The following is a 26,367-nucleotide window of genomic DNA, read 5'->3' as shown; positions in this document are numbered from 1 at the left end:
AAATTAACTAAATTAAGCATATGATTAAGTTGATTACATACTTTTTAGAGGTGAATTTAATGTCTTATAACCATCGTTTTAAACAATTGGCAATTACCCTCGTAACAACAGTTACGTTTGGGGCGGTTGCTTCAACTTCAATTGTAAATGCTAGCTACACTCCTGACTATTACGCCAGTGATTCAACCACTCAACTGGGTCAAAATCGGCTAATCACTTCCGCAACTGCACTGGGGCAATTAAAGAATAACGCCCGGGCGGCTGCAGCAATGGATGCTGAGAGTGGTCAATTCGTTTACTCTAAGAATGGTACTACTAAATATGCCATTGCTTCCACTACTAAGTTGCTCACTTTATACTTAGCAATTCAAAAAGCCAAGAAGCTTAACCAATGGGGCCACTTAGTTAGAATTTCCGGGAGCCTCAGCAGAATGAGTAAGAGTTCTGACTTAGGAAACTTCAGAATGAACACTGGTAGTAGATATACTGTTAGAAGTCTTTACAAGGCGGCCATAATTGCTTCATCCAATAGTGCTGCAATTGCACTTGGCCAATACGTCGCTGGTTCTAATAGTAAGTTTATTAAAATGATGAACAAGCAGGCTAGTGCATGGGGAATTGCTAGCCAAGCCCATTTTGTATCCGCGTCCGGGTTGGAAAACTCAGATCTTTATCGGTACGGATTCAAGGTTGGTAGCAGGGGTGATTACAATAAGGTTAGTGCTCGCGCTTTAACAATTATCGCTCAACACCTCTTGAAATTGTATCCATCAATCGTTAATCAAGCTAAAGTTCGTTATGCTACATTAGATGGGCAGACCCTTAAAAATGAAAATGAATTGCTCCCGGGTGGCAAAAATTATCACTCATCACTTAAAGTTGATGGTTTAAAGACCGGTTACACCCCACTCGCTGGCTATTGCTTAGTAAGTACCAGTAAAAAGGGAAACCACCGATTGATTCTTACCACCCTTAACGATAGAACCGGATCTAAGGATCAAGCGAAAATGATTGCAGCAATTTACAAATACTCATCCCTTTTTAACTAAATTAACGCCAAATTAAAAGAGCTTCCCTTTTGGGAAGCTCTTTTAATTATGATAATGGTTTTAAAATGGTATCTAGTTGATCAAAAGTCTTGAAGCGATCGCCAATCAAAACGCCATCAATGCCAAGTTTCTTAGCTAATTCGGCTTCACGTGGTTCCACGTGTCCCCCTAGTACCAAACGATACTTAACGTTATCGTACTTAGATAGAATCTTTTTTAATTCTTTAAAGGTCCGTTCCGCGGTTTCATCCGTGTATAAACGCTTGCCTTCAAGGGTTGATTTAATGGATTCCCATGAAATAATTACTTCATGGTTACTTAGGTCTAAGTCCCCAACAATTTTATTAAATTCTTCTTCAATCCCGTCTTCATCGTTTTGTGAACCCATACAGATAATGGGAATAATTTTATGACGAAGGGCATTTTCCAATTTATTATGGATAATGTCATATCCTTCATGAAGCTGAATCCGCCGTTCTAAGTGCCCTACAAAAGCATACTTAATTCCTAGGTAGTGGAGTTCATCAGCTGATGGCTCTCCAACCGTTCGCTTAGTAATCGTAATGTTTTGGGATGCTTCTTGGAAGTTTTTAAAGTGATTAGGCTGTAACATAACTGGTGAAATAATCAAATCGGGTGCGAAAGTATGTTGTTCAACATCTTCCATCATTTTTTGTTGTTCTCTAACTGGCATTAAAGTCTTAAAATTCATAATACATAGCATATTAAATTACTCCCTTAATTATGGAAAATCCTTAATACACTAATGATAGCACATCTGTATAGGTTACAGATAATATTTTCACTTATGAATTGCCCAGATAACAAGTAGAATCACAATTAAAATCAAAAAAATATTTCGTTTGGTATGACCACCATTGTTCTTAATAATCCAATTGTTGATTACATATAGGTTCAACTGCCGCGCTAAGTTAGGGTGGTTATTGAGTAACCACCGCCATCCAATATAGATTATGTATAAAACTAATAAGACTAATGCTCCATAAAATACTAGCCATGCGGCAACAAATATTAATGCAATCAAGATTATAATTACTAGCGCCGTCCCTAAGCAGCTAAAGAAGAAAGATAATCCACCAAAAAGTAATAACAATAATAGTAGAACAATCATTTTTTCACCACCGTTTCAATTCATTTTACAATAACCACCAGTAAAATAGTAGCAATCCACTAATTAAATGCGTTCTAGAGCCAATATTACAAAATAAAAATAGGAATCAATGCTGGACTAGCAATGATTCCTACTTGGTAATGATTACATATTTTTTTGCATTCCAAACCATTCGATGCCACCAAAATTGGAATTTGAGCGGCCAACAAGGCCAAAGCCATGTTTTTCATAAAATGGAATTAAACGTTCCCGACAATCCAGAATTAAGCCGGATAGTCCTGTTTGTTTAGTTAACTCTTCAAGCTGTGCTAATAACTTAGTCGCAATTCCCTTCCCTTGGTGGTCAGGTGAAACTGCTAGGCCTAAAATCCCAACGTATTTATCATTCGGCTTTTGATCTAAGTCCTTAGAATAGCTATCGTTGTTTAGTAGGTTTTCACTAGTGGTCCGTCCAATAATCATCCCCGCCACTTCACCGTCAATATCAGCGATAACGGTCGTTTTAGCAACGTGATTGATTAAGTCAACAAACTCATCTTCGCTAAGCCGTTCTTCCGGTTCGAAACAACTTTGTTCCACGTGTAACATTCCGTCTAAATCATCTTGAGTCGGTGGTCTAAATGTAATTTGCATATGGTAATTGCTCCATTTCTGTTAGTTGATTAACTTTAGTTTAACAGAACCACCCACTAAAAATATACTGTATTTAAACATCCTTAACTATTCAAGCTCAATTGTAAATCAAAAAAGACGCCCAGAATCAGCGCCTTAGTTTATTGTCCATCCTCCATGTACGAGATGGAGGAGAATTTATTATGCGATTTAACAAACAACAGCTTAACCGTTCCACGAGCTCCCGAACGGTTCTTTTCAATAATTACTTCAACTTCACCGATGTCATTGTTACCATCTTCTTGACCACCATTACTATCGGCATCGTCACCATCCCGTTCATAATAATCATCCCGATAAAGGAAGGCAACGATATCGGCATCCTGTTCAATTGATCCTGATTCACGAATGTCGGAAAGAACCGGCCGCTTATCCTGGCGTTGTTCAACCCCCCGGGATAATTGGGAAAGCGCAATTACTGGCACTTCTAGTTCGTTCGCTAACTTCTTCATCTGTCGTGAAATTGCAGAAACTTCCTGTTGGCGGTTTTCCCGATTGCCCCCTTCAATTAGTTGAAGGTAATCAACCACAATCAGACCTAGGTTACCCTTTTCCTTAGCAAGCCGCCGACTCTTTGCTCTAATCTCTGACATTCGAATTCCAGGTGTGTCATCAATGTAAACACTAGCGTTTGAGAGGCTCCCCATTGCAACCACCAAGTTGTTCCATTCATCGTTAGTTAAATTCCCCGTCCGTAAGTGGTTCGCATCAATGCTTCCTTCGGCACAGATCATCCGGTTAACTAACTGTTCGGCCCCCATTTCCAAACTGAAAATAGCAACCGTTTTATCCGACTTAGTAGCAACATTTTGGGCAACGTTTAACGCAAAGGCGGTCTTCCCCACGGCAGGCCGGGCGGCCAGGATGATTAACTCCCCTCCGTGTAATCCCGTCGTAATATCGTCGAGCCGCTTAAACCCAGTTGATAACCCGGTAACGGTGTCGGTATTTTCAGAAAGGCGGTTAACTTCATTAAACGACTCCTTTAAAACATCGTCGATTGCTTTAAATCCGGATTGATCACGATTATCAGAAACACTTAGAATCTTAGTTTCAGCATCGTCTAACAATGAAGTAATATCATCATTATTATTGTAACTTTCGGTTGCAATGCTAGTCGCCGTTTCAATTAACTTTCGAGCCACCGCCTTGTTATGAACAATTTTTGCATAGTAAATGATATTAGAGGCCGTCGGAACGGACTGGGCTAATTCAGTTAGATATGGAACGCCTCCGACATCTTCCATTTGGTGGTTGGACTCTAAATAGTTACTAATGGTTAACAGATCTATTTTTTCATCCCGATCACTAAGGGTTTCCATCGCCTGAAAGATAATCCGATGAGCATTTTTGTAAAAATCATCAGACTGCAGCTGTTCCATGGCATCTGGTAACGATTCCGTATCCAGGAAAATCGCCCCTAATACCGCCCGTTCAGCATCGATATTCTGTGGAGGGACTTGACTCATTACTTCATTACTCATAGGATTCCTCTTTTTTATTTTTAATCAAAAAGGACTGGAGCGAAAGGGCTCCAGTACGATTTTTTACCAGTAATATTAACGAATTAAATGATTATTTTTCACCAACGTGTACTCTAATCGTAGCAGTTACGGTTGGGTGTAGCTTTACAGGTACATTTGTGTAACCAAGTGAACGAATGGGGTTGGATAATTCAATCTTTCGCTTGTCCAATTTAATATTAAATTGTTGGTCTAGCGCTTGGGCAATTTGCTTACTTGGGATGGAACCGAATAACCGACCGTCAGAACCAGCCTTAGCAGTTAACTCAACAACTGTTTTATCATTTTCCAAAGTCGTCTTAAGTTCCTTAGCATTAGCAAGTTCTTCTGCTTCGTTTTTAGCTTCAGCTCTTTGTTCAGCCTTAAGCTTCCCAATTGCAGAACCAGTAGCTTCCTTAGCCTTACCATGCTTAATCAAAAAGTTTTGTGCATATCCTTGTGGGACATCCTTAACTTCGCCGCGTTTTCCCTTGCCGCGAACATCTTCTAAGAAGATAACTTTCATTGAGAATCCACTCCTTTTTAGTGCCCTTAAATTAAAAGTCACACTCTTTAAATCTTACTCATCTATTTTATCATTACTATCCGAATCCGTCTCGTCTGAAAGAACATCTTTAATCGTTTCCACCAAGATTGGTTCAACTTCAGATACTGTCTTATCATTAATTTGGGTAGCCCCACTAGAAAGGTGGCCACCACCACCGAGTCGTTCCATAATAATTTGAACGTTAACGTCACCATTACTCCGGGCAGAAATCCCAACGGCTCCGCTTGGCCGCTTCGTTGCAACAAATGAGGCCTCTACGCCAGCCATGGTTAAAATCGAATCAGCTGCTTGAGCAGCAGTGACTGGATCGTAATCATGATCATCCTCACCAATTACTAGCGCAATATGGCGGTCCTTATCAATAAACTTAACCAGTGAAATCAAATGGTTTCTGGATAAGTAATCATCAACGTTTTCCTCCATAAACTGCTGCATTTCTTCAGAATCAGCTCCCGCTGATCTTAAATAGCTAGCTGCATCGAAAGTTCGCGTTCCAGTTCGCATTGAGAACGATTTGGTATCAATGAAAATCCCGGTCAACATGGCAGTCGCCTCTAATTTATTAATTGGCTCAGCATCTTGAGATTGATATTCAAACATTTCAGTAATTAATTCACAGGTTGATGACGCATATGGTTCAATGTAAACCAAAATTGGATTTGGTGGGAATTCCTCACCCCGACGATGATGATCAATAATAACCACCCGGTTAGCTAGTCGCTTATAGAGATCCTCTGAAATACTCATTGACGGCTTCGAATGGTCAACCATAATCAATAGACTATTATCGGTTGCCTTTTGGATAGCTTCCTCAGGGGTAATAATTGAGTCGTATATTTCAGGATAATCCTTACTGGTCTCAATCAACCGTTTTACATCAGAATGAAGTTGTGATTGATCAACCACAATCCAGCATTGCTTATTATTCATCTTAGCAATTCTTCTGATCCCGAAGCAAGCTCCAATCGCATCCATATCAGGACGCTTATGGCCTTGAACAAAGATTTGATCTGATTCTTTCATGATTTCTTGTAACGCTTGAGAAGTCATTCGAGCTCGAACCCGCGTCCGCTTTTCCATTGGGTTGGTCTTTCCACCGTAGAAACGGGCCTCTTGGTCCTTGGCCTTAACAACAACTTGGTCCCCCCCACGGCCTAGTGCAAGGTCCAAATCGCTTTGGGCCTGGTCAGCTAAGTTGTTTAGGTTACTATCATCATAAGCAATCCCAACACTCAACGTCAATGGGAAGTTTTGCTTTGAGGTACTTTCTCGAATTTTATCCAAAATCTTGAATTTATCCTCTTCAATTTCCCTCAACGAACTGGCGTAGGCAATAATCATAAAGTGATCATCGTCAATTTGCTTTAAGTACATCCCGAATTCACGCGCCCATGAAGTTAATTCATTCGTAACGTAATTCAACAGATTCGAAATTTCCTGATCGGTCATTGACTGTGTAATTTCGTCATAATTATCCAGGAAAATCTCCCCAATTGAGACCTTTTCGTTATTATAACGTTCCTGAATGTCGTAGTACTTAGTAACATCCATTAAGTAAACAGTATGAAATTCCTTTTGAACCAGCAGTGAAAAGTGATGGTGATTCCACGTCACATCGTTAGGTTCAGTAGCGCTCCAATATTTGGAAATCAATGAATTCAAGCCAGGAGCCACATCAACGACTGGCTTCCCTAGCACATCTTGATCCCCAAAGTATGGTTGTAAGTATGGGTTTACCCACTCGATTTTTTGGTCATTACTTAGAATCATGACCCCCATTGGCATCTCTAACATCGTTTCACTTTCACCACGGTGAATTCGATACGATAAATCTGAAATATATTCATCCCGGTTAGCACTTAGGTGGTTCAGGAGACTAAATGTATATGCCAACCCTAAACAGACAATTGCCAACAGGATAACTCCAGTAATACTACTGTAGAGAAATGCGATTACGGTTCCTAAAATCGATAATACGGAAGTAAATAAAGTTACCCACCTTAAATTCTTATTCCTAAGAAATGGTGGAATATTCTTGAATGAAAATTTTTTATTCATTATGATACCTCTTATATTTTGAGATAACTATATTTTATCACAATCTGATTTTGATAGTAAAAAAGGAGCAGGACCAATTGATCCCACTCCTTTTTCAACTAATCTATTAGTCTTCGCTTACAAAGGCCATTAAGCCCATGATCCGAGCACGCTTGATAGCAGCAGTAATTTTACGTTGGTTCTTAGCGCTGGTACCAGTAACTCGACGAGGTAAAATCTTACCACGTTCTGATGTAAAGCGGTTTAATAAAGCTACATCCTTGTAATCGATGTAATCGATGTGGTTAGCAGCAATGTAATCTACTTTACGACGACGACGTCCGCCTCTTCTTTGTGCCATTATTTTCACTCCTCTACGATTTATTTTTTCAGGTTTACGATTTTAATTTTAAATTAGAATGGTAAATCATCGTCAGAAATATCAATATTCCCGTCATCTTTATTATCGGAGAATGGATTTTCATTATTCGAACCATTATTAGGGGTCGGATTATTGAAAGGCTGGTTTTGTTTAGCACCGTTATTGGCGTTGCCACCGCCACCATTTCCGGTATTAGGGAAGTTATTCATATTACCGTTATTACGAGGAGCATTGTTGTTATTCATTCCTCCGTTACCGAAGTTATTCACACTCGCTGCCCCACCACGTGAGTTAGCAGAGTTCCGTGATTCTAAGAATGAAAAGTTTTCAACAACAACTTCTGTTACGTATACACGGTTTCCCTGGTTATTTTCATAACTCCGGGTTTGAATCCGGCCGTCAATGCCGACTAAATTCCCCTTGTGTACATAATTTTTGAAATTTTCAGCTGACTGTCCCCAGATGACACAATTGATAAAGTCGGCTTCTCGATCACCGTTTCCATTTTTAAAACGACGATCAACAGCTAGTGTAAAACTACCAACAGCTCTGCCGCTTTGGGTGTATCGCAATTCTACATCCCGGGTCAAACGACCAGTTAATGTGGCTCGATTAATCATGCTGAAAAACTCCTCTCAATATTTAAAAAATTAACTATTTTAATTATCTTAAAACAGTCATTTGACGTAAGATTCCATCACTGTACTTGGATAAACGATCAAATTCTTGTAATGCTTCGTACTTGTCAGTAGTTAAGTTAACAATGTGGTAAGTACCTTCATTGAAACCGCCAATTTCGTAAGCAAAACGACGCTTTGACCAATCCTTTGAGTCAATAATCTTAGCACCATTATCAGTCAAGATTTTGTCAAAACGATCAACTAATTCCTTCTTAGCTGGTTCGTCTAAATCAGGCCGAATGATGTAAGTAATTTCATATTTCTTTTCTTCCATGAGTTACACCTCCTTGTGGTCTTTGGCCCCATAGCCAATCTATGGAGCAAGGAGAACATTAGCACATAATATGCCAATATTCACAAATAAAAATTATAGCATGTTTGTTCCTATTAATCAATAAATTATAGTAACGAGATGAAGAATTGCGATTACTAAGTTAAAATACGTAATCAAATAAAAAAACGGCGCACGGCCGCTTTTTATTTTTAAATTTTTTTATGATTCGGAATTATCATCAGACTCGGGTTCATCGGATTCATCTTCCTTATCAACCTTTGCCATTGTAGCAACCTTAGAATCATTATCCATTCTAATTAGATGTACCCCTAGGGTTACCCGGCTACTTTCAGACACGTTGTTAGCGTCAAAACGAATCGTGACCCCTTTATCAGTAATCAACATAATATCCTCATCACCATCAACGGTTGCTAATCCAGCAATCGGACCGTTTTTAGCACTGATTTTGGCAGTCTTGATTCCTTTTCCACCCCGCCCCTTAATTGCATACTCGTTTGCAGGGGTCCGTTTTCCATATCCCTTTTCAGAGATAACGAAAACGTAACTATCGGGAGTCAATACATCGGCACCAACTACGTAGTCATCAGGATGGAGGTTGATTCCCCGTACCCCACTGGCAGTTCTTCCCATTGAACGGACATCCTCGGCCTTAAAGCTGGCGGCGTATCCCTGGTGGGTTCCAATAATGATGTTATCATCCTTATTAACAACTGAAACGCGAATTAATTCATCATCATCCTTAAGACTAATTGCCTTTAGCCCATTACTTCGAATGTTGAAGAATTCATCAATTGAAGTCCGCTTCGAACGCCCTAGTAAGGTGGTAAAGAAAAGGTACTTATCTTGATCCTTAGCCTTAGCAGATACGTTAATTACTGCTTCAATCTTTTCTTCGGGTTTGATTCCTAACAAGTTGATAATTGGAATTCCCTTCGCCGTTCGACCGTATTCTGGAATTTCATAACCCTTCATTCGGTAAACCTTCCCGGCGTTAGTGAAGAATAGTAGGGTATCATGGGTTGAAGTCGCAACGAGGTGTTCAATAAAGTCATCATTATGAACCCCCATTCCTTGAATTCCTCGACCACCACGGTTTTGGGTCTTAAAGTCAGAGGTTGGTAGCCGTTTTACGTAACCGTTATGAGTCAACGTTACCATTACGTCTTCTTCAGCAATTAGATCTTCATCCTCAATGCTCAAAACTTCCCCAACCAGTAGTTCAGTCCGGCGTTCATCACCAAATTTATCCTGAATTTCAAGTAATTCATTATAGATAATTTGATTAACCTTTTCGCGACTAGCTAAAATGGCCTTAAATTCTTCAATATCCTTCAAAAGCTTTTGGTGTTCTTCTTCCACCTTTTCGCGTTCAAGACCAGTTAACCGAACTAGTCGCATATCAAGAATTGCTTGGGCCTGCTTATCTGATAGATCGTAGTTATCAATCAACTGGGCCTTTGCAATTGCACCAGTTCTGGATTCTCTAATAATCCGGATAATTTCATCAATGTGGTCCAGCGCAATTAACAGTCCCTGCAAGATGTGATCACGGTTTTCAGCACGCTTCAAATCATGTTCAGTCCGCCGCTTGATAACTTGAACTTGATGTTCAAGGTAGTTTTGCAGAATTTCCTTTAAGCTAAGCACCTTAGGCGCTCCATGAACGATTGCTAGCATGTTAAAGCTGAATGAAGTCTGAAGAAGGGTTAGCTTGTAGAGGTTGTTTAAAACCACTTCCGCACTGGCATCCCGCCGCACGTCGATGGTAACTCGTAATCCTTCTCGGTCGGATTCATCCTTAATATCGGTAATTCCATCAATTCGCTTTTCACGAACCAAGTCAGCAATTCGTTCAATTAACTTCGCCTTGTTAACCATGTATGGCAGCTCCGTTGCAACGATTTGTTGATGGCCCTTAACTTCTTCAATGTCGACCTTAGCACGTAAGACAATTGTCCCTTTTCCAGTTTCATAGGCTTTCCGAATTCCGGATTTTCCCATTACAACTCCCCCAGTTGGGAAGTCGGGTCCTGGGAGGGCCTCCATTAAATCAGCAGTGGTTGCATCAGCGTTACCCATTAAAATATGAATTGCGCTAATCACTTCACTTAAATTATGAGGTGGAATGTTCGTTGCCATCCCAACCGCAATCCCTGAGGCCCCGTTTACTAATAAGTTCGGGAATCTTGATGGTAACACGGTTGGTTCCTTTTCAGTTCCATCGTAATTATCTTGGAAATCAACGGTATCCTTATTGATATCCCGAAGCATTTCCAATGAAATTTTGCTTAGCCGTGCTTCCGTGTAACGCATTGCGGCAGCTCCATCCCCATCGACAGACCCAAAGTTTCCGTGTCCATCAACTAGCATGTAGCGATAACTAAAGTCTTGGGCCATTCTTACCATTGAACCATAAACCGCAGAGTCCCCATGGGGGTGATACTTACCTAGCACATCCCCAACCACTCTGGCTGATTTCTTATATGGCTTATCAGGAGTAACCCCTAATTCATGCATATCATAAAGAATTCTTCTGTGCACCGGCTTAAGCCCATCCCGTGCATCTGGTAACGCTCTGGCAACGATAACACTCATTGCGTAATCTAAAAATGAAGTTTTCATTTTTTTAGATAAATCAATATCAGTTATGCGGTGATTTACAATCTCTCCGTTTGCCACTTTATTTGCCTCCATTCATGATTTATTTTGAATTATTGTTACACGTGAAACATTTTTGAAGTAATCATTTGAATGTTACACGTGAAACATTCTGTTAAACATCCAAGTTTTCAACAAACTTAGCGTTTTCTTCAATGAATTTCCGCCGTGGTTCAACTTGGTTCCCCATTAACATTGCAAATACCTGGGCAGCGCCAGCAGCGTTTTCTGAATCAACCCGTAATAAATGCCGATTATCTGGATTCATGGTTGTTTCCCATAACTGTTCAGGATCCATTTCACCAAGCCCCTTGTAACGTTGAATCTGTGGCTTTGGTGATCCTGGTAACTCGCTTAATAACTTGTGTAACTCCTGATCAGTATCAATATACCGTTGTAATTTACCCTGCTTTAAGCGGTACAAAGGTGGCTGGGCAATATATACGTATCCAGCGTCAAGCAGTGGCCGCATGTAGTTGTAAATTAAAGTTAATAGCAGCGTTTGAATATGAGCTCCATCAACATCGGCATCGGTCATGATAATTAGTTTATGGTAGTGAACTTTAGAAATATCAAAGTCATCCCCAAAACCAGTTCCCATCGCCGTGAATAGTGAACGAATTTCTTCATTTGCTAAAATCCGATCCATACTGGCCTTTTCAACGTTTAAAATCTTCCCCCGAATTGGAAGAATTGCCTGGGTCAATCTAGAACGCCCCTGCTTAGCAGATCCACCAGCGGAGTCCCCTTCGACGATGAACAATTCTGAAATTGCGGGATCATTACTGGTATTATTAGCCAGCTTCCCAGGAAGGTTACTAATTTCTAACCCACTCTTTTTCCGGGTAACTTCACGGGCCCGCTTAGCAGCAACCCGTGCTCTAGAAGCAATTGAACCCTTTTCAACAATCTTTCTAGCAATGCTTGGGTTTTCCAATAAGAACCGATTAAAATGTTCACTAAAAATCCGGTCGGTTGAAACCCGGGCATCAGAATTCCCCAACTTCGTTTTGGTTTGGCCCTCAAATTGTGGATCTGGATGCTTAATGCTAATTACGGCGGTTAATCCTTCTCGAACATCATACCCAGTTAATTTAGCATCCTTTCCCTTAAGGAGGTTGTTTTTACGGGCGTAGTCGTTGATTACACGTGTTAAAGCTCGCTTAAATCCTTCTTCATGGGTTCCACCTTCAATGGTGTGGATATTATTGGTGAAGGTTAATAGATTACTGTGGTAATCATCGGTGTATTGGAGGGCCACTTCAACGTTAATGTCGTTTTCATTACCTTCTACGTAGATTGGTTCATTAAATAAGGTATCCTTATTTTCATCTAAGTATTCAACGTAGTGCTTAATTCCACCTTCATAGTGGAAGTCGTGTTCGATTGGCTTTTCCGGACGGTTATCACGAATCGTAATTCGAAGCCCCTTGTTTAAGAAGGCTAATTCACGTACCCGGTTGGTTAATGTATCCATATCGTAGGTAGTTGTTTCGGTGAAGATATCTGGATCAGGAACAAAGTGCACCTTAGTCCCGTGGTCTTCTTCAGAGGTGGTGCCGATTTGCTTCATCTGATCTTGAACGTGGCCACGTTTAAAATCGATGTAGTAAACTTTACCACCCCGTTTAACGGTAACATCCAATTCTGTTGAAAGGGCATTAACAACTGATGCCCCCACCCCGTGGAGTCCACCAGAAACTTTGTATCCGCCACCGCCGAATTTTCCACCGGCGTGCAAAATTGTAAATATGGTTTCTAGCGCAGGGCGTCCGGTCTTGGTCATGGTATCAACAGGCACTCCCCGTCCATTATCGGTAACGGTAATGCTGTTATCCTTTTCCACAGTCACGTGAATTGTGTTCGCAAAACCAGCCAGAGCTTCATCAATCCCGTTATCCACAATTTCCCACACTAAGTGGTGTAATCCTTGAACGCTTGTGGATCCAATGTACATCCCTGGTCGCTTTCGAACTGCTTCCAGCCCTTCTAGGACTTGAATCTGACTAGCATTGTACTTTTCAGCCTCTTTTTCACGGCGTTTTTCTTCGTCAGTCACCTTGAACTCCTCCTTTAATCAACCCTTAAACTACCATCATTAATTTGAAACACCTTTGGATCATGAATTAAATCCCTAGCAATTCCACTTAAACTAGTCGTTGTTAAAAACGTTTGAACCTTATCTTGAATTGCCTTTAACAAGTGGGTCTGCCGATTATCGTCTAGTTCTGATAACACGTCGTCCAACAATAATACTGGATATTCACCAGTTTCTGCCTTCATTAAATCAATTTCAGCTAATTTAACGGATAATGCAGTTGTCCGTTGTTGCCCCTGGGAACCAAAGGTCTGCACATCATTATGATTAATTTGAAACTTTAAGTCATCCCGATGTGGCCCTAACACAGTAGTCCCCATTCTAATCTCACGATTTCGCTCAGATTGAAAAGCATTTTTTAATCCCTCGTAAATACTATCAACGGAGTGGAGTTGGGTTTGCTTTAATGCAGTAACGTACTTAAAAGTCAACTGTTCTTGATTTTGTGAAATTGTTGAGTGAATTGCACTCGACCAGTGCTCAAGCTGTTTTAGTAACTTGAGTCGCTGATAGATAATTTCAGAACCATAAGCTGATAATTGGTCAGATAAAACGTCCAGGTAAACCAAGTCAGATGCCCGTTTAATTTGCAGTAACTTGAGATACTTGTTTCGTTGCTTTAAGACCCGTTGATATTGGACGGTATTGTATAAATACTGGTTACTCATTTGTCCAAATTCAATATCCATAAACCGTCTCCGGACCTGTGGAGAACCCTTCACAATTGAGAGGTCTTCCGGCGCAAACAAAATTACGTTTAACTGACCAACATAGGTGGAAAGCTTTGCTTGTTCGATATGATTAACCTTAGCGCGCTTTCCCTTTTTGCTAAGGTCTAATTCTAAATTCAACTGTCCAGAATCCTTTGTAATTAGGGTTTTTAGCTGGGCATTTTGGTGTTTCCATTGAATCAGATCAGAATTATTATTGGTGCGATGGCTCTTAGTAAGGGCCAAGACGTAAATTGACTCCAGGAGGTTTGTTTTCCCCTGGGCATTATTCCCCAATAGGACATTCACTCCTGGGGCAAAATTAATATCCACATGTTCATAATTTCTAAAATGATTCAATTTTAGTTTTGAGATTTTCATTAATCATCCTGCTTTGCTCGAATGAAGAACATCCCTACATCTGGGATTGAAACGTTATCACCATCGTACAACTTCTTTCCACGACGGTTTTCTGGTTCATCGTTTAGTAACACCGTATTTTCACGTAGGTACCACTTGGCCTGACCACCAGAGCCAACGATTGTCTCCTCCTTTAACATTTGTCCCAATGTTATATACGGAGTGGAGATAAAAACAGTTTTTTTCAAATTTTCACCCCTCTTTTACAATCCTTATTATAACCTTAAAATGATAAAAAGTACACTTTAATCACATTATCAGGCGTTCTCAGCAATTTTAAGTGAATTAAATGTAATTAGTCTAATAAATCATAAATCGCCTTAAATCGTAAATTTTGGCTGAAATTACGCAAAAAAGAGTGGAACTGAAAATTTCAGTTCCACTCTTTTTAACTTTAATTCTTTTTACTTATCAACATAGGTTAATTCTTTTGAGGTGTGTGTAAATGGCTCAGCACCATTTTCAGTAACATGAACACAATCTTCAATTCGAACTCCAGCAACGTTTGGAATGTAAATTCCCGGTTCAATTGAAAAGCACATTCCCGGCTGTAATTCCATTTGGTTTCCTTCCATGATCGATGGAAATTCGTGTTCACTCATTCCCATTCCATGACCAAGCCTGTGGATAAAGTATTTCCCGTAACCAGCATTGTCAATAACTTCTCTAGCAACGGCGTCTAATTCTTCAGCAGTAATCCCCGGTTTAGCTGCATCCATTGCCTTTAGCTGGGCTTCTAGACATACCTTGTAGATATCTAATTCCTTATCAGTAGGTTTACCCACGGCAACGGTTCTAGACGCATCTGAGATATACCCATCATGAACTGTTCCTAAATCAAAGAGTACCAATTGATTGTTTTGCACCTTAATTTCACTAGTATCCCCATGTGGATTCGCTGCGTGGGCCCCGGCTTGAACCAGGGTATCAAAACTCATGTTACTAACCCCGCGCATCTTTAACTCGTATTCCAGCTTGGCTGCAATGCTCATTTCAGTTACTCCTGGTTTAACAGCAGCAAAGCCTTGTTCAAAGGCAAAGTCAGCTTCCCGACCGGCGGCATCTAACTTCGCAATTTCATCGGCAGTCTTAAATAGCCGCATGTTGTTGATAAATGAAGTGACGTCAGTATCAAATGAAGCTCCAGGCAGTACTTGTTGTAAGGCTTCTTCCCTTGCAACTGGTAAATATGCCTTATCCAAAGCAACCCGTTTAGGATTAGCCACCCGTTTTTTAACTTGGTCGGCAATCATTTCCCATGGATGTTCATGATCCAGATACCCGTAGACGGGATGACTAAAGCCGGTCCCCTTAATTACCTCAACTTCTAGCGCTGGTGCAAACATAAATGGTTCCTGATCAGCAAATACAACTAGGGCCAAAACCCGTTCAACTGGATCACTAAAGAATCCGGTTAAGTATTCAATCGTCTTTGGATCACTGATATATGTGAAATCAACACCCTGGTCAGCAGTCCACTTTTGAACTGATTCTAATTTTGACATTTAAACCACCCCACAAAAGAATTTTTTCAAACCCTAAAAGGTCCGAACTGGTGTTACTAATTGGATAAAGCTATCGCCATCTTCAGTTGGCTTTAAGGTAAACGGTCTTAAAGCAGATGAGAATGAAATTTCAATCATCGTCTTCCCAAATGAGTGCAAAGCATCCTTAACGTAATCAGGGTTAAACGAAATTTCTAATTCATCACCAGTTACTGATTCAGGTTCTAATTCTTCTTCCACAGTCCCAACATCAGGGGAATCACCAGTAATTTCAATTCTACCATCACTTGGGGTAATCGTTAATTTAACCACGTTGTTTCTAGAAGCGTGGGAAAGTAATGATGCCCGTTCAATTGATGCAAGTAAGGTTGGCGCTTCTAATTGAACTTGAGTAGTGGACTCTTCTGGAATCAAACGGGAAGTATCAGGGTAGTTTCCTTCTAACAACCGTGAGTAGAAGAACGTATCCCCAAAGATAAATAGCACTTGATTTTCAGCAATGCGCATTTCAAGGTCTTGGTGTTCTTCAATCATTCTCGAAAGTTCATTCAAACTCTTTCCAGGAATAATAAAGTTATAGTCCCGATCGCTACCAGAGAAGTTAATTGACCGTTGGCTTAGTCGGTGACTATCGGTTGCGACTGCCAACAGTTTTCCCGCACTAAGTTCAAAGTGGACCCCAGTTAAAATGGGCCGACTTTCCTGGGTGGAAACCGCAATTACCGTTTGGCCAATAATTTCCTTGAAGATATCCCCAGAGAAAGTTACTGAGTCGTCAGTATCAATTTCTGGAAGGTGTGGATAATTACTTGCGTTTAAGCCGTTAATTGTGAATTCTGATTGTCCAGACTTAATGGTGGTCTGTAAATCGTTGCTAACTGATAAATCCATTTTTTCATCTGGTAACTTTCTAACGATGCTAACGAAGAATCCAGCAGTTAAAACGACTGAACCTTCTTCTTCAATCACCAGTTCGTTTTTAGCATCATCAATTTTAATTTGGGTTTCAATTGAGATGTCAGCGTTACTACCAGTTAGAATTAAACCTTCGCTATCAGCAGTAATTTTAATTCCAGTTAGGATGGGAATGGTGGTTTTTGAAGAAATTGCTCTTGATACAGTATTTAAACTTTGGATAAAAGCAGATCTTTTAATCGAAAATTTCATTTTTGAGTTCCTCCTGCTCTACAACAATTAATTAATTATATAAATAGTAGTAATAAGCGTTGTGGATAAATGGGTTATTTTGAGCTTAATCACTTGCTATTACTGATATTAAGCTTGTGGATAGCTTGTGGATAACTGCGAATTTCTGTGGATAATGTGTGGATAAGATCTTTTCTAAATAAAACACATGTTGAAATTATAACATTATTTTACCGGCTAAAAAATTAAAACTAACGAAGGATTTCTGTTTTTAGATCAGCCACTTCGTCCTTTAGTTGAGGATCGTTATTATCGAGAGCCCGTTTAATTTTATCGTAAGCATGAATAACGGTAGTGTGATCCTTTCCACCAAACGCCTTTCCGATTTTAGGAAGGGAGGTTTTAGTGAGTTCACGAGACAGATACATTGCAACTTGCCGAGGGGCAACAATTTCCTTATACCGTTTCTTGCCTTTAATATCATCAACTGAAACATCATAATAAGATGCGACTTTTCGGAGGATGTCATTAATATCAACAGTGCGTTCGATTTTATTTGAAAAATCAAGCCCTGCCATTGCGTCTTCCACCAATTCGGTATTAATCCGCAGTCGGTTCCCCTTAAATTCAGAGTACGCTTTTACCCTGGAGAGAGCACTTTCTAGCTCCCGAACGTTAGAATCAACCTTTTCGGCTAGGTATTCCAATGCTTCATCCGTTATTGCAATGTTGGAATACTTCGCCTTACTTTGTAGAATCTTGGTTCGAGTCGCTACGTCAGGTTCATCAATACTGACTGCAAGGCCCCAATTAAATCTTGAAACTAAGCGATCTTGTAACTTTGCAATTTCATTTGGGAGCCGATCAGAAGTCATGACAATTTGTTTGCCATCCTTGTGTAAGTCATTGAAAGTGTGAAAGAACTCTTCTTGAGTTTTATCCTTACTGGAGAAGAATTGAATGTCATCTACCAATAAAAGGTCGACATTTCGGTACTTCTCTTTGAAGCGTTCCATTTCGCTACCACCATGAGCATCCTTTTTGACCGCACTCACAAATTCATTTGTAAATTTCTCGCTAGTAATAAATACGACGTTTTTGGTCGGATCCTGTTCTAACATGTAATTTCCAATCGCTTGCATTAAATGGGTCTTTCCTAATCCCACCCCTCCATAAATTAGGAGTGGATTATAGGTAGTCCCTGGATCCTCTGCAACAGAAAGGGCAGCCGCTTGGGCAAACATATTGGGCTTACCGACAACGAACTTATCGAAGGTGTAGTTAGGATTTAATTGATTATTTTTTTCTTCAATCGGTGAATTTCTTTGGCGTTCTGCTTGTTCTTGTTTTTCATCGTTAACTTGGTTTTCAGTTACTAAAATAGGAGTAATGTCATTTCCAGTAATTTGAAAAGCATATTCGATTACTTTACTAGTGATGTTTTTTTGCCAATATTCAACGTGTAAATCAGAAGGAAGTTGAAGCGTTAATCGATTATGATCCAACTTGATTGGTTTAACGTGATCAAACCAAGTTCGATAACTGACTGGGGTAAAATCATCTTTTAAAAGGGAATTAATTTCATTCCATAATGAATTAGCATCCAAATTGATTGCCTCCTTTCTTAAAAATACAAAAATTATTTTAGCATTAAAATAATGAGTTTTCCACAGGGTTATTAACAGTATTAATTTGTTTCACAACTTGTGGAATTCTTTATTAACACCCTGTGGATAAAATAAAACCACTGGGGTTTTTAAGGTACTTATTAACAACAATTGTGGATAAAAAAATACTGTTCAAGATTGATAAATAAGGGTTTATAAAAACATATCCACAGCTGTGACTAATTTTATTAACAGGGTGTGTACATGTTAATAACGGTGTTGATAACCTGTTGATAAATGAATACGATTTACTGGTCAAAATGTTGCGTAACATTTTTTATCCACAATTCCTGGATAAAAAATAATAGCGGTTTAATTAAATAACTATTTAAAATTGAAAATAAGTGTGTTATTATATTTAGGAATTGTATTTAAACTTAATAGAAATAGAACAAGTCTAAGGAGGGTTAGTAATGAAGAGAACTTACCAACCAAAGAAACGTCATCGTGCTCGTGTACACGGTTTCCGTAAACGGATGTTAACCAGTAACGGACGCAAGGTGTTAGCACGTCGTCGTAGAAAAGGCAGAAAATCATTGTCTGTATAGATCACTGACCATTCAGTGGTCTTTTTCATTATTTATGTATATTTTGAATCGTTACTTGGAGATGAATTATGCGAAAATCATATCGCGTTAAAAAGGAAGCTGACTTCCAGACGGTATTTGAAAACCATAACTCAGTGGCTAACCGGATGTTTGTTATTTATCAAATGGCCAAACCTAGCCAGCCTCATTTTCGAGTTGGGATTTCTGTTGGTAAAAAAATTGGGAACGCAGTTCATAGAAACTGGGTTAAGCGTCGAGTTAGACAATCATTGTTAGAATTAAAGCCATGGTTACGTAGTGACATTGATTTTCTAGTGATTGCCCGACCCCATGCATCTGGCCAATCGATGAAAGCCATCAAGTATAATTTGATTCATGTTTTAAAATTAGCAAATTTACTTAGTCCTGATTATAGTGAGGATCAAAAAATTGAATAAAAAACTAAAAAAATACTTAACGTTAGCTTCAGTTTTTAGTTTAGTTTTCCTATTGAGTGCATGTAGTACCACTCCCATTACTAATCACAGTACTGGAATTTGGGATGGCGGAATTGTTTTAAACTTCTCCCGTGCAATCATTTGGCTATCTAAAATTTTCGGGTCTAGTTATGGAATCGGAATTATCGTTTTTACGATTATTATCCGAATCATCATTTTACCTTTGATGATTTTCCAAACCCGAAGTATGAAGAAAACACAAGAAATTCAACCACAATTAAAAGCATTACAAAAGAAGTATTCATCAAAAGATACTGAAACAATGCAAAAGTTGCGTGAAGAACAACAAAAGCTTTATTCAGAAGCTGGAGTGAATCCAATTGCTGGTTGTTTACCATTAATTGTTCAATTACCAGTTATTTACGCACTTTACCAATCAATTTCTAGAACTGAGATTTTAAAATCAGGTCAATTCTTGTGGTTAAGACTTGGTGATAAGGATCCATATTTCATATTACCAATCCTAGCCGCCCTACTGACGTTCGTCAGTTCATGGCTTGCAATGAAATCCCAACCTGAAAAAAACAGCATGACGACTGTAATGACATTCGGGATGCCATTAATTATTTTCTTTACCGCTTTAAGTGTTCCATCCGCCCTATCACTTTACTGGGTAATCACTAATGCTTTCCAAGCAGTGCAAACCCTAGTATTGCAAAATCCATGGAAGATCCAACGTGAACGTGATGAAAAGGAACGGGCTCAAAAGGAACAGGAACGAAAAGTCGCAAAGGCAATTCGGAGAGCTAAGAAGAGCCGTCGTAAATAAAGTTAAACCTTAATTAAAAGACACCAAATCTACGGATTTTGGTGTCTTTTGTTGTTATTGTTGTGCTATTATTATAATGTTAAGCAAAAATTAATGGGGGATTCATATTCATGAATACGTTTACCGGAAAAAATGTTGATGAAGCGATTCAAAACGCACTCAACAAACTAGCAATCGAAAAAAATCAAGCAAACATTAAAGTGATTCAAACCGAAAAAAAAGGATTTCTGGGCTTTGGCAAGCGCGATGCAATTGTTGAAGTTACGGTAATCCAAGAACCAGAAACTAAAACACCTAAGTCAGCTGCTGATGATCAAGATATTAATACTAAGGCATCAAATGCAGCAAAGTCAGCTAGTATTGAATTTACAAAATCAAAGGATGAAGAAGCTGAACCAGAAAATGATGCTGAAGATACTAAGCAAGCAGTTACAAATTTACAAAATTATTTAGATGCAATCGTTACTCAGCTAAGCATTCATGCTACATCAGAAGTGGTTTTTAAAAATAGTAAAACGATTAAGATTAATTTTGATACCAAAGAAGAGGGACTGTTGATTGGGAAACATGGTTTAACGATTAACGCACTCCAGACTTTAGCAGAAATTTATTTAAATCGATTAGGAATTTACCATGTTGTGGTTGAATTAGATACTGCTAATTATCGGCAAAGGCGGTTAGATATTTTAGAAAAATTGGCTGAAAAAACAGCTCGGGATGTCGTTGCAGAAGGCAAACCAGTTTACTTAGATCCAATGCCATCATTCGAACGAAAGAAAATTCATAAGACGTTAGAGAATCACCAACATGTTAGAACTTACTCGGCTGGACGTGAGCCATACCGCGCCGTTGTGGTAGTTCCCAAGTAATAAGATAATTAAGCCGCTAAATTGACAAACCGTTTATATCACTATATGATATAAATGTTATTTGTCGTGTAAAAATTAATATAGCTAGATAAAGTAGTGAAAGTGCTTTGTCCACGTGTGTTAAGGCGTGGAGTGGGCACTTTTTTTGTATTGTAAATCGATTTTGAATTATGGAAAGGAAGTCATCATATGGCATTAACAACAACTGAATTTGATACCATCGCTGCGATTTCAACCCCCCCTGGTGAGGGAGGAATTGCAATTGTACGGGTTAGTGGTGAAGATGCAATGAAGGTAATTACCGCTATTTACCGTGGGAAGGATCTAAACAAAGTTGCGAGCCATACCATTAACTACGGTCACATTGTAGATCCTGCCAACCATAATGAAACCGTCGACGAAGTCATGGTTTCTGTAATGCGGGCCCCCAATACCTACACCAAAGAAGACGTAATTGAAATTAACTGTCATGGTGGAATTGTTGCGACCAACCGAATTTTACAAATTGTGCTCAGTAACGGAGCCCGGATGGCAAATCCAGGTGAGTTTACAGAACGAGCATTTTTAAACGGGCGGATTGATTTATCACAATCGGAAGCAGTTATGGATTTGATTGAAGCTAAAACCGACCAATCGATGAAAGCAGCTTTGAATCAATTAGATGGGAACCTTTCCCATTTAATTCGGAATCTTAGACAAGCTATTTTAGATGTATTAGCAAATGTTGAAGTGAACATTGATTATCCAGAGTACGATGATGCCGAAACGATTACTACTAAGTTACTCTTGGATAAAGCGAAGGAAGTTCGGGCTAGTGTCGAACAACTATTAAAAACTGCCAAACAGGGAAAGGTCCTTCGGGATGGTTTGGCAACCGCAATTGTCGGTCGCCCAAACGTTGGAAAGTCCAGTATCTTAAACCATTTATTGCACGAAGACAAGGCAATTGTTACCAATGTTCCTGGAACCACTCGCGACGTTTTAGAAGAATACGTTAACGTTAGCGGAGTGCCATTAAAGTTGATTGATACTGCTGGAATTCGTAAGACTGACGATCAAGTTGAAAAAATTGGGGTCGAGCGGTCACGAAAGTCAATCAACAGCGCAGATCTCGTGCTCCTAGTTTTAAATTCGAGCGAACCATTAACGGCGGAGGATCGAGAGCTATTAGCACTAACTAAGGATACGAAGCGGATTGTAATTTTGAATAAAACCGATCTACCAATGGCGATTGAATTATCCGAAGTAAAGCAACTGGTTGGCGATGAAAACATTATCTCCACTTCCGCAATGAAGGCTGACGGACTTAGTGCATTAGAGCAACGAATTGCGAAACTCTTCTTCGAAGAAGGAATTGAAAACTCCCAATCAAACGTAATGGTTACAAATGCTCGCCACATTAGCTTGTTGAACCAAGCCCTTTCAGCATTGGATGATGTCATCAATGGGATTGACAGTGGTATGCCGGTGGACTTAGTTCAAATCGACATGACTAGATGTTGGGAACTCCTGGGTGAGATTACAGGGGATAGTTATAACGACGAGTTACTAGATCAGTTATTTAGCCAATTTTGTTTAGGAAAATAATTGTGGATAAGTGTAAAAATGGAATTAAATGGAAAATAATTAACATGTGGATAACTTTTGGAGGCAATTATGAGCGAAATTTTTAGTCATGTAAAGCAGACCTACCAGGGTCCCGATTACGATGTGATCGTAGTTGGAGCCGGCCATGCTGGCTGTGAAGCAGCCCTAGCAGCTGCAAGAATGGGAAATCAGACTTTATTATTAACCATTAATTTAGAAATGGTGGCATTCATGCCATGTAACCCATCAGTTGGGGGCCCTGCTAAGGGCATTGTGGTCCGGGAAGTGGACGCTCTTGGTGGTGAAATGGGTCGGAATATCGACAAGACCTATATTCAAATGCGGATGTTAAACACTGGAAAGGGTCCCGCAGTGCGGGCCTTACGTGCACAAGCGGATAAGCATGCGTACCACCGGGCAATGAAGGAAACAATTGAAAACCAACCTAACTTGACGTTGCGGCAGGGAATCGTTGATTCCTTAATTACGGAAGATGGGGTTTGTAAGGGCGTAGTTACCAATACTGGGGCTAAATATAATGCCAAAACGGTCGTTTTATGTACTGGAACTTCCGCCCGCGGTAGAATTATTATCGGGGAACTACAATACTCCTCAGGGCCTAATAACACCCAACCAGCCCTAGAACTTTCTAAGAACCTAGAAGACCTTGGATTTAAACTAAAACGGTTTAAGACTGGAACTCCACCACGGGTTGATGGAAATACGATTGACTTTAGTCAAACCACCGAACAACCTGGGGATAAGGAAGTGAACCACTTTAGTTATGAAACTCCAGATAGTCAGTATCTTGAGCTTAAAAATCAACTTTCCTGTTGGCTAACTTATACAAATGAAAAGACGCACGCCATTATTCGGGAGAACTTAGATCGGGCTCCGATGTTTAACGGAACGGTGGAAGGAATCGGGCCTCGTTATTGCCCTTCAATTGAAGATAAGATTGTGCGATTTGCTGATAAGGACCACCACCAGGTCTTCCTAGAACCAGAAGGAAGAGAAACACAGGAATACTACGTCAATGGAATGTCGACTTCGATGCCAGAAGAAGTTCAACAAAATATGATTCATTCCGTTGCCGGAATGCAAAATGCAGAATTGATGCGTCCAGGATACGCAATTGAATATGACGTTGTGGATCCATACCAACTGAAGCCAACTTTTGAGACAAAAGTAGTAAAGAACCTTTATACTGCTGGTCAAACAAACGGGACTTCTGGATATGAAGAAGCGGCTGGTCAGGGGATGTACGCTGGAATTAATGCGGCTTTACGGGCCCAGGGGAAGGATCCATTAATCCTAAAGCGTAACGAAGCCTACATTGGGGTAATGGTGGACGACTTGGTTACCAAGGGGACCAACGAACCATACCGGTTGCTAACCAGTCGGGCTGAATACCGGTTATTATTACGGCATGATAATGCTGACATGCGACTCACTGAAAAGGGTTATGAATTGGGATTAATTTCAGAAGAGCGTTACCAAGCATTCCTAGCTAAGAAGGCTGCTGTGGAGGGTGAAATCGAACGGTTAAATAAGATCCGAATTAAACCTAATGATGAAGTGAACCAGTTCATCCAAGAACATGGGGATAAACCCCTTCAAGACGGTGTCTTGGCGTCAGTATTCTTACGGCGGCCGTATGTAACTTACAACATTTTGAAGCGGTTCATTCCTGAACCAGCTAAGCCACTCGGCCGGCGGGTAATTGAACAAGTTGAAATTAGAACTAAGTATGCGGGCTACATCAAAAAAGCCGAGGAAAACGTTGAAAAATTAAAGAAAATGGAAGCTAAGAAGATTCCAGAAAACATTGATTATGATGCGATTGACGGATTGGCAACTGAAGCGCATCAAAAGCTAAAACAAATTCAACCCCATAGTATTGCACAGGCCTCTAGAATTAGTGGGGTGAATCCTTCTGATATTGCAATCTTAAGTGTTTACATCCAACAAGGTCGAATTGCTAAAACTAAATAAAAATTTGAAAGCCATAATGATGGGTAACCACCATTGTGGCTTTTTAATTTTTTCTTATGAAAACTAAAATTATTACTGGTTCTTAAAAAAATGTTATATATTATGTTTAATATTACATAAGTATAGGAGTTTTAAAGTTGAAAGAGAAAAATAGGACGCTTCAGTTTTTGATTGATTACGTAGTTCCCGTTGTCATTGTTTTTGTGATTTATTTTGTTTTAAACACCTTCGTATTTGGTCGGGTACGGGTCAGTGGGCCTTCAATGCAGCCCAACCTAAATGATAAGCAAGCATTGATTGTATGGAAAATGGCACCAATTAAACACCAAAGCGTCGTTATTTTTGATGCTAACGGAGTTGATCCCAATGCTACGACTAGTGATGATTACTATGTAAAACGGGTTATTGGGATGCCAGGGGATAAAGTGGCATTTAAGGATGGCACCGTCTACGTTAACGATAAAAAGGTGCCTCAAACCTTCATTAGTAAGTATGAAGCCACGACTGGAACCCAGGTGCAAAATACTGCTACTGGGATTCCGGCCTTTAAGAATTGGGATCTGAAGAAGCTCTCTAAGTACTGGAAGGTGGATCAAGGTGCCGTTACGGTTCCTAAAGGAAAGTACTTTGTGATGGGGGACCACCGGAGTGTCTCTAACGACAGTCGTTACTGGGGCTTTGTACCAAAGGATAAGATTATGGGGGTTGCCAATGCGTATGGTTGGCCATGGCCATTTAATAAGTACAATACTGATAGTCAGGAACGACATAACGTTAATTCATTAGGATATTAAACACCAAAACCGTTGGGAATCTTTCCCAGCGGTTTCTTAAGAAATTGTCTATATCGCAATGCAATCTAATAAAATGTTATAATATGATTAATTTTTAAAAAATGAAACAGGGGACATTATTGTGAAATCAGAAAATAGAGTACTTCAATTCATCTTTGACTACATTGTACCAATCATTGCGACCCTAGCGGTGCTATGGTTAGTTAACAATTTCTTAGTTTCAAAGGTACGGGTAAGTGGGCCCTCAATGGAGCCTAACTTAAGAAATAACCAATCGATTGTTGTTTTACGCCAGGCTAAAATTAAGCACCTAAGTGTAATTGTGTTTAATGCCACTGGTGAGGATCCACAGGCATCTGGGAATCCAGATTACTATGTTAAGCGGGTAATTGGACTCCCAGGGGATAAGGTAGCGTTTAAAGCCGGAACCATTTATGTAAATAATAAAAAGATTCCCCAAACGTTCATTAATAAGTACCAACGGACTAGTGGAACCCAAGTTCCAGCCTATAAAATTACTAACTGGGATATTAAAAAGCTAGCTGCTAACTGGCCAAAGAATAAGCAGGCGGTAACGGTACCAAAGGGTGAATATTTTGTTTTAGGGGATCATAGAAGTGTTTCCAATGATAGTCGTTACTGGGGCTTTGTACCTAAGAATAAGATCATGGGAGTTGTTCACGTATTTGAATGGCCATGGCCATTCAATGGGAACAATACTAACAAGCAACAACAGAAAAATATTAATTCATTAGCATATGAATAAAAAAATCAGCCAATCAATTAT

25 protein-coding genes are annotated in these 26,367 nt (G+C 39.7%); 9 read left to right on the top strand and 16 right to left on the bottom strand.

Annotated elements, in window-relative coordinates; translation table 11 throughout:
• Positions 1-59 precede the first annotated feature (59 nt).
• Entirely contained in the window at positions 60-1,049 is a 990-nt protein-coding gene (locus HZL42_RS01245; protein WP_219053905.1) for a D-alanyl-D-alanine carboxypeptidase family protein, read from the top strand.
• Between the two features lie 46 nt (positions 1,050-1,095).
• Here HZL42_RS01245 and HZL42_RS01240 read toward each other — a convergent pair whose 3' ends face one another.
• From HZL42_RS01240 to dnaA, 16 genes are all read right to left on the bottom strand, one after another.
• Positions 1,096-1,761, bottom strand: a complete 666-nt coding sequence (locus tag HZL42_RS01240) for a triose-phosphate isomerase (protein ID WP_219053904.1) — start codon at positions 1,759-1,761, stop codon at positions 1,096-1,098.
• Between the two features lie 90 nt (positions 1,762-1,851).
• On the bottom strand, positions 1,852-2,181 hold the full coding sequence (locus tag HZL42_RS01235; protein ID WP_219053903.1) for a hypothetical protein: 330 nt from the start codon (positions 2,179-2,181) through the stop codon (positions 1,852-1,854).
• 144 nt (positions 2,182-2,325) lie between these two features.
• Positions 2,326-2,814, bottom strand: a complete 489-nt coding sequence (locus HZL42_RS01230; protein WP_219053902.1) for a GNAT family N-acetyltransferase — start codon at positions 2,812-2,814, stop codon at positions 2,326-2,328.
• A 140-nt stretch (positions 2,815-2,954) separates the two neighbouring features.
• Positions 2,955-4,337 (bottom strand): replicative DNA helicase, encoded by a 1,383-nt coding sequence (gene dnaB, locus HZL42_RS01225; protein WP_219053901.1) that lies wholly within the window; start codon positions 4,335-4,337, stop codon positions 2,955-2,957.
• A gap of 91 nt (positions 4,338-4,428) precedes the next feature.
• On the bottom strand, positions 4,429-4,881 hold the full coding sequence (gene rplI / locus HZL42_RS01220) for a 50S ribosomal protein L9 (RefSeq protein ID WP_219053900.1): 453 nt from the start codon (positions 4,879-4,881) through the stop codon (positions 4,429-4,431).
• Between the two features lie 54 nt (positions 4,882-4,935).
• On the bottom strand, positions 4,936-6,981 hold the full coding sequence (locus HZL42_RS01215; protein ID WP_219053899.1) for a DHH family phosphoesterase: 2,046 nt from the start codon (positions 6,979-6,981) through the stop codon (positions 4,936-4,938).
• A gap of 106 nt (positions 6,982-7,087) precedes the next feature.
• On the bottom strand, positions 7,088-7,324 hold the full coding sequence (gene rpsR / locus HZL42_RS01210) for a 30S ribosomal protein S18 (RefSeq protein ID WP_219282822.1): 237 nt from the start codon (positions 7,322-7,324) through the stop codon (positions 7,088-7,090).
• Positions 7,325-7,374: 50 nt separating this feature from the next.
• Positions 7,375-7,962 (bottom strand): single-stranded DNA-binding protein, encoded by a 588-nt coding sequence (ssb, locus tag HZL42_RS01205; RefSeq protein WP_219053898.1) that lies wholly within the window; start codon positions 7,960-7,962, stop codon positions 7,375-7,377.
• A gap of 43 nt (positions 7,963-8,005) precedes the next feature.
• Positions 8,006-8,296, bottom strand: coding sequence for a 30S ribosomal protein S6 (gene rpsF / locus HZL42_RS01200; protein WP_219053897.1), 291 nt, complete (start codon positions 8,294-8,296; stop codon positions 8,006-8,008).
• Between the two features lie 219 nt (positions 8,297-8,515).
• On the bottom strand, positions 8,516-11,011 hold the full coding sequence (gene gyrA, locus HZL42_RS01195) for a DNA gyrase subunit A (protein ID WP_219053896.1): 2,496 nt from the start codon (positions 11,009-11,011) through the stop codon (positions 8,516-8,518).
• Positions 11,012-11,090: 79 nt separating this feature from the next.
• Complete coding sequence (gyrB, locus tag HZL42_RS01190) at positions 11,091-13,034, bottom strand: DNA topoisomerase (ATP-hydrolyzing) subunit B (protein WP_219053895.1); 1,944 nt, start codon at positions 13,032-13,034, stop codon at positions 11,091-11,093.
• 14 nt (positions 13,035-13,048) lie between these two features.
• On the bottom strand, positions 13,049-14,164 hold the full coding sequence (gene recF / locus HZL42_RS01185) for a DNA replication/repair protein RecF (protein ID WP_219053894.1): 1,116 nt from the start codon (positions 14,162-14,164) through the stop codon (positions 13,049-13,051).
• On the bottom strand, positions 14,164-14,391 hold the full coding sequence (yaaA, locus tag HZL42_RS01180) for a S4 domain-containing protein YaaA (protein WP_219053893.1): 228 nt from the start codon (positions 14,389-14,391) through the stop codon (positions 14,164-14,166). Before yaaA ends, recF begins: the two co-directional genes overlap by 1 nt.
• 216 nt (positions 14,392-14,607) lie before the next feature.
• Positions 14,608-15,708: a Xaa-Pro peptidase family protein gene (locus HZL42_RS01175; RefSeq protein ID WP_219053892.1), complete on the bottom strand. Its 1,101-nt coding sequence runs from the start codon at positions 15,706-15,708 to the stop codon at positions 14,608-14,610.
• 33 nt (positions 15,709-15,741) lie between these two features.
• Positions 15,742-16,875, bottom strand: a complete 1,134-nt coding sequence (gene dnaN, locus HZL42_RS01170; protein ID WP_219053891.1) for a DNA polymerase III subunit beta — start codon at positions 16,873-16,875, stop codon at positions 15,742-15,744.
• Positions 16,876-17,105: 230 nt separating this feature from the next.
• Positions 17,106-18,461 carry a chromosomal replication initiator protein DnaA gene (dnaA, locus tag HZL42_RS01165; protein WP_219053890.1) on the bottom strand — a complete coding sequence of 452 codons (1,356 nt, stop codon included), beginning with the start codon at positions 18,459-18,461 and terminating at the stop codon, positions 17,106-17,108.
• Positions 18,462-18,934: 473 nt separating this feature from the next.
• Between dnaA and rpmH the strand changes: the two genes are divergently transcribed.
• The 8 genes from rpmH to lepB (HZL42_RS01125) all read left to right on the top strand — a co-directional run bounded on the left by rpmH (position 18,935) and on the right by lepB (HZL42_RS01125) (position 26,346).
• Entirely contained in the window at positions 18,935-19,069 is a 135-nt protein-coding gene (gene rpmH / locus HZL42_RS01160) for a 50S ribosomal protein L34 (RefSeq protein ID WP_219053889.1), read from the top strand.
• A 68-nt stretch (positions 19,070-19,137) separates the two neighbouring features.
• On the top strand, positions 19,138-19,506 hold the full coding sequence (gene rnpA, locus HZL42_RS01155; RefSeq protein ID WP_219053888.1) for a ribonuclease P protein component: 369 nt from the start codon (positions 19,138-19,140) through the stop codon (positions 19,504-19,506).
• On the top strand, positions 19,499-20,335 hold the full coding sequence (gene yidC, locus HZL42_RS01150; RefSeq protein WP_219053887.1) for a membrane protein insertase YidC: 837 nt from the start codon (positions 19,499-19,501) through the stop codon (positions 20,333-20,335). The genes rnpA and yidC overlap by 8 nt, the downstream gene beginning before the upstream one ends.
• A gap of 110 nt (positions 20,336-20,445) precedes the next feature.
• Positions 20,446-21,204, top strand: coding sequence for an RNA-binding cell elongation regulator Jag/EloR (jag, locus tag HZL42_RS01145; protein WP_219053886.1), 759 nt, complete (start codon positions 20,446-20,448; stop codon positions 21,202-21,204).
• A gap of 189 nt (positions 21,205-21,393) precedes the next feature.
• Positions 21,394-22,791 carry a tRNA uridine-5-carboxymethylaminomethyl(34) synthesis GTPase MnmE gene (mnmE, locus tag HZL42_RS01140; RefSeq protein ID WP_219053885.1) on the top strand — a complete coding sequence of 466 codons (1,398 nt, stop codon included), beginning with the start codon at positions 21,394-21,396 and terminating at the stop codon, positions 22,789-22,791.
• A 69-nt stretch (positions 22,792-22,860) separates the two neighbouring features.
• Complete coding sequence (gene mnmG, locus HZL42_RS01135; RefSeq protein ID WP_219053884.1) at positions 22,861-24,786, top strand: tRNA uridine-5-carboxymethylaminomethyl(34) synthesis enzyme MnmG; 1,926 nt, start codon at positions 22,861-22,863, stop codon at positions 24,784-24,786.
• 137 nt (positions 24,787-24,923) lie between these two features.
• On the top strand, positions 24,924-25,580 hold the full coding sequence (gene lepB, locus HZL42_RS01130) for a signal peptidase I (protein WP_219053883.1): 657 nt from the start codon (positions 24,924-24,926) through the stop codon (positions 25,578-25,580).
• Positions 25,581-25,701: 121 nt separating this feature from the next.
• On the top strand, positions 25,702-26,346 hold the full coding sequence (lepB, locus tag HZL42_RS01125) for a signal peptidase I (protein WP_219053882.1): 645 nt from the start codon (positions 25,702-25,704) through the stop codon (positions 26,344-26,346).
• The last annotated feature ends 21 nt before the right edge of the window (positions 26,347-26,367 follow it).

Origin of the sequence: Lactobacillus sp. Sy-1 (assembly GCF_019303535.1) — a bacterium.
In the GTDB taxonomy this organism is placed as follows: domain Bacteria; phylum Bacillota; class Bacilli; order Lactobacillales; family Lactobacillaceae; genus Nicoliella.
This window is presented reverse-complemented; position numbering and strand designations above follow the sequence as displayed.

What these genes read in the sequence shown, in the direction of transcription:
- HZL42_RS01175 (WP_219053892.1), bottom strand. Translation starts at nt 15,708, where the DNA reads ATGTCAAAATTAGAATCAGTTCAAAAGTGGACTGCTGACCAGGGTGTT.
- rnpA (WP_219053888.1), top strand. Translation starts at nt 19,138, where the DNA reads ATGCGAAAATCATATCGCGTTAAAAAGGAAGCTGACTTCCAGACGGTA.
- gyrA (WP_219053896.1), bottom strand. Translation starts at nt 11,011, where the DNA reads ATGGAGGCAAATAAAGTGGCAAACGGAGAGATTGTAAATCACCGCATA.
- HZL42_RS01235 (WP_219053903.1), bottom strand. Translation starts at nt 2,181, where the DNA reads ATGATTGTTCTACTATTATTGTTATTACTTTTTGGTGGATTATCTTTC.
- HZL42_RS01245 (WP_219053905.1), top strand. Translation starts at nt 60, where the DNA reads ATGTCTTATAACCATCGTTTTAAACAATTGGCAATTACCCTCGTAACA.
- rpsF (WP_219053897.1), bottom strand. Translation starts at nt 8,296, where the DNA reads ATGGAAGAAAAGAAATATGAAATTACTTACATCATTCGGCCTGATTTA.
- dnaN (WP_219053891.1), bottom strand. Translation starts at nt 16,875, where the DNA reads ATGAAATTTTCGATTAAAAGATCTGCTTTTATCCAAAGTTTAAATACT.
- jag (WP_219053886.1), top strand. Translation starts at nt 20,446, where the DNA reads ATGAATACGTTTACCGGAAAAAATGTTGATGAAGCGATTCAAAACGCA.
- HZL42_RS01240 (WP_219053904.1), bottom strand. Translation starts at nt 1,761, where the DNA reads ATGAATTTTAAGACTTTAATGCCAGTTAGAGAACAACAAAAAATGATG.
- mnmE (WP_219053885.1), top strand. Translation starts at nt 21,394, where the DNA reads ATGGCATTAACAACAACTGAATTTGATACCATCGCTGCGATTTCAACC.
- rplI (WP_219053900.1), bottom strand. Translation starts at nt 4,881, where the DNA reads ATGAAAGTTATCTTCTTAGAAGATGTTCGCGGCAAGGGAAAACGCGGC.
- ssb (WP_219053898.1), bottom strand. Translation starts at nt 7,962, where the DNA reads ATGATTAATCGAGCCACATTAACTGGTCGTTTGACCCGGGATGTAGAA.
- mnmG (WP_219053884.1), top strand. Translation starts at nt 22,861, where the DNA reads ATGAGCGAAATTTTTAGTCATGTAAAGCAGACCTACCAGGGTCCCGAT.
- dnaB (WP_219053901.1), bottom strand. Translation starts at nt 4,337, where the DNA reads ATGAGTAATGAAGTAATGAGTCAAGTCCCTCCACAGAATATCGATGCT.
- HZL42_RS01230 (WP_219053902.1), bottom strand. Translation starts at nt 2,814, where the DNA reads ATGCAAATTACATTTAGACCACCGACTCAAGATGATTTAGACGGAATG.
- HZL42_RS01215 (WP_219053899.1), bottom strand. Translation starts at nt 6,981, where the DNA reads ATGAATAAAAAATTTTCATTCAAGAATATTCCACCATTTCTTAGGAAT.
- rpmH (WP_219053889.1), top strand. Translation starts at nt 18,935, where the DNA reads ATGAAGAGAACTTACCAACCAAAGAAACGTCATCGTGCTCGTGTACAC.
- recF (WP_219053894.1), bottom strand. Translation starts at nt 14,164, where the DNA reads ATGAAAATCTCAAAACTAAAATTGAATCATTTTAGAAATTATGAACAT.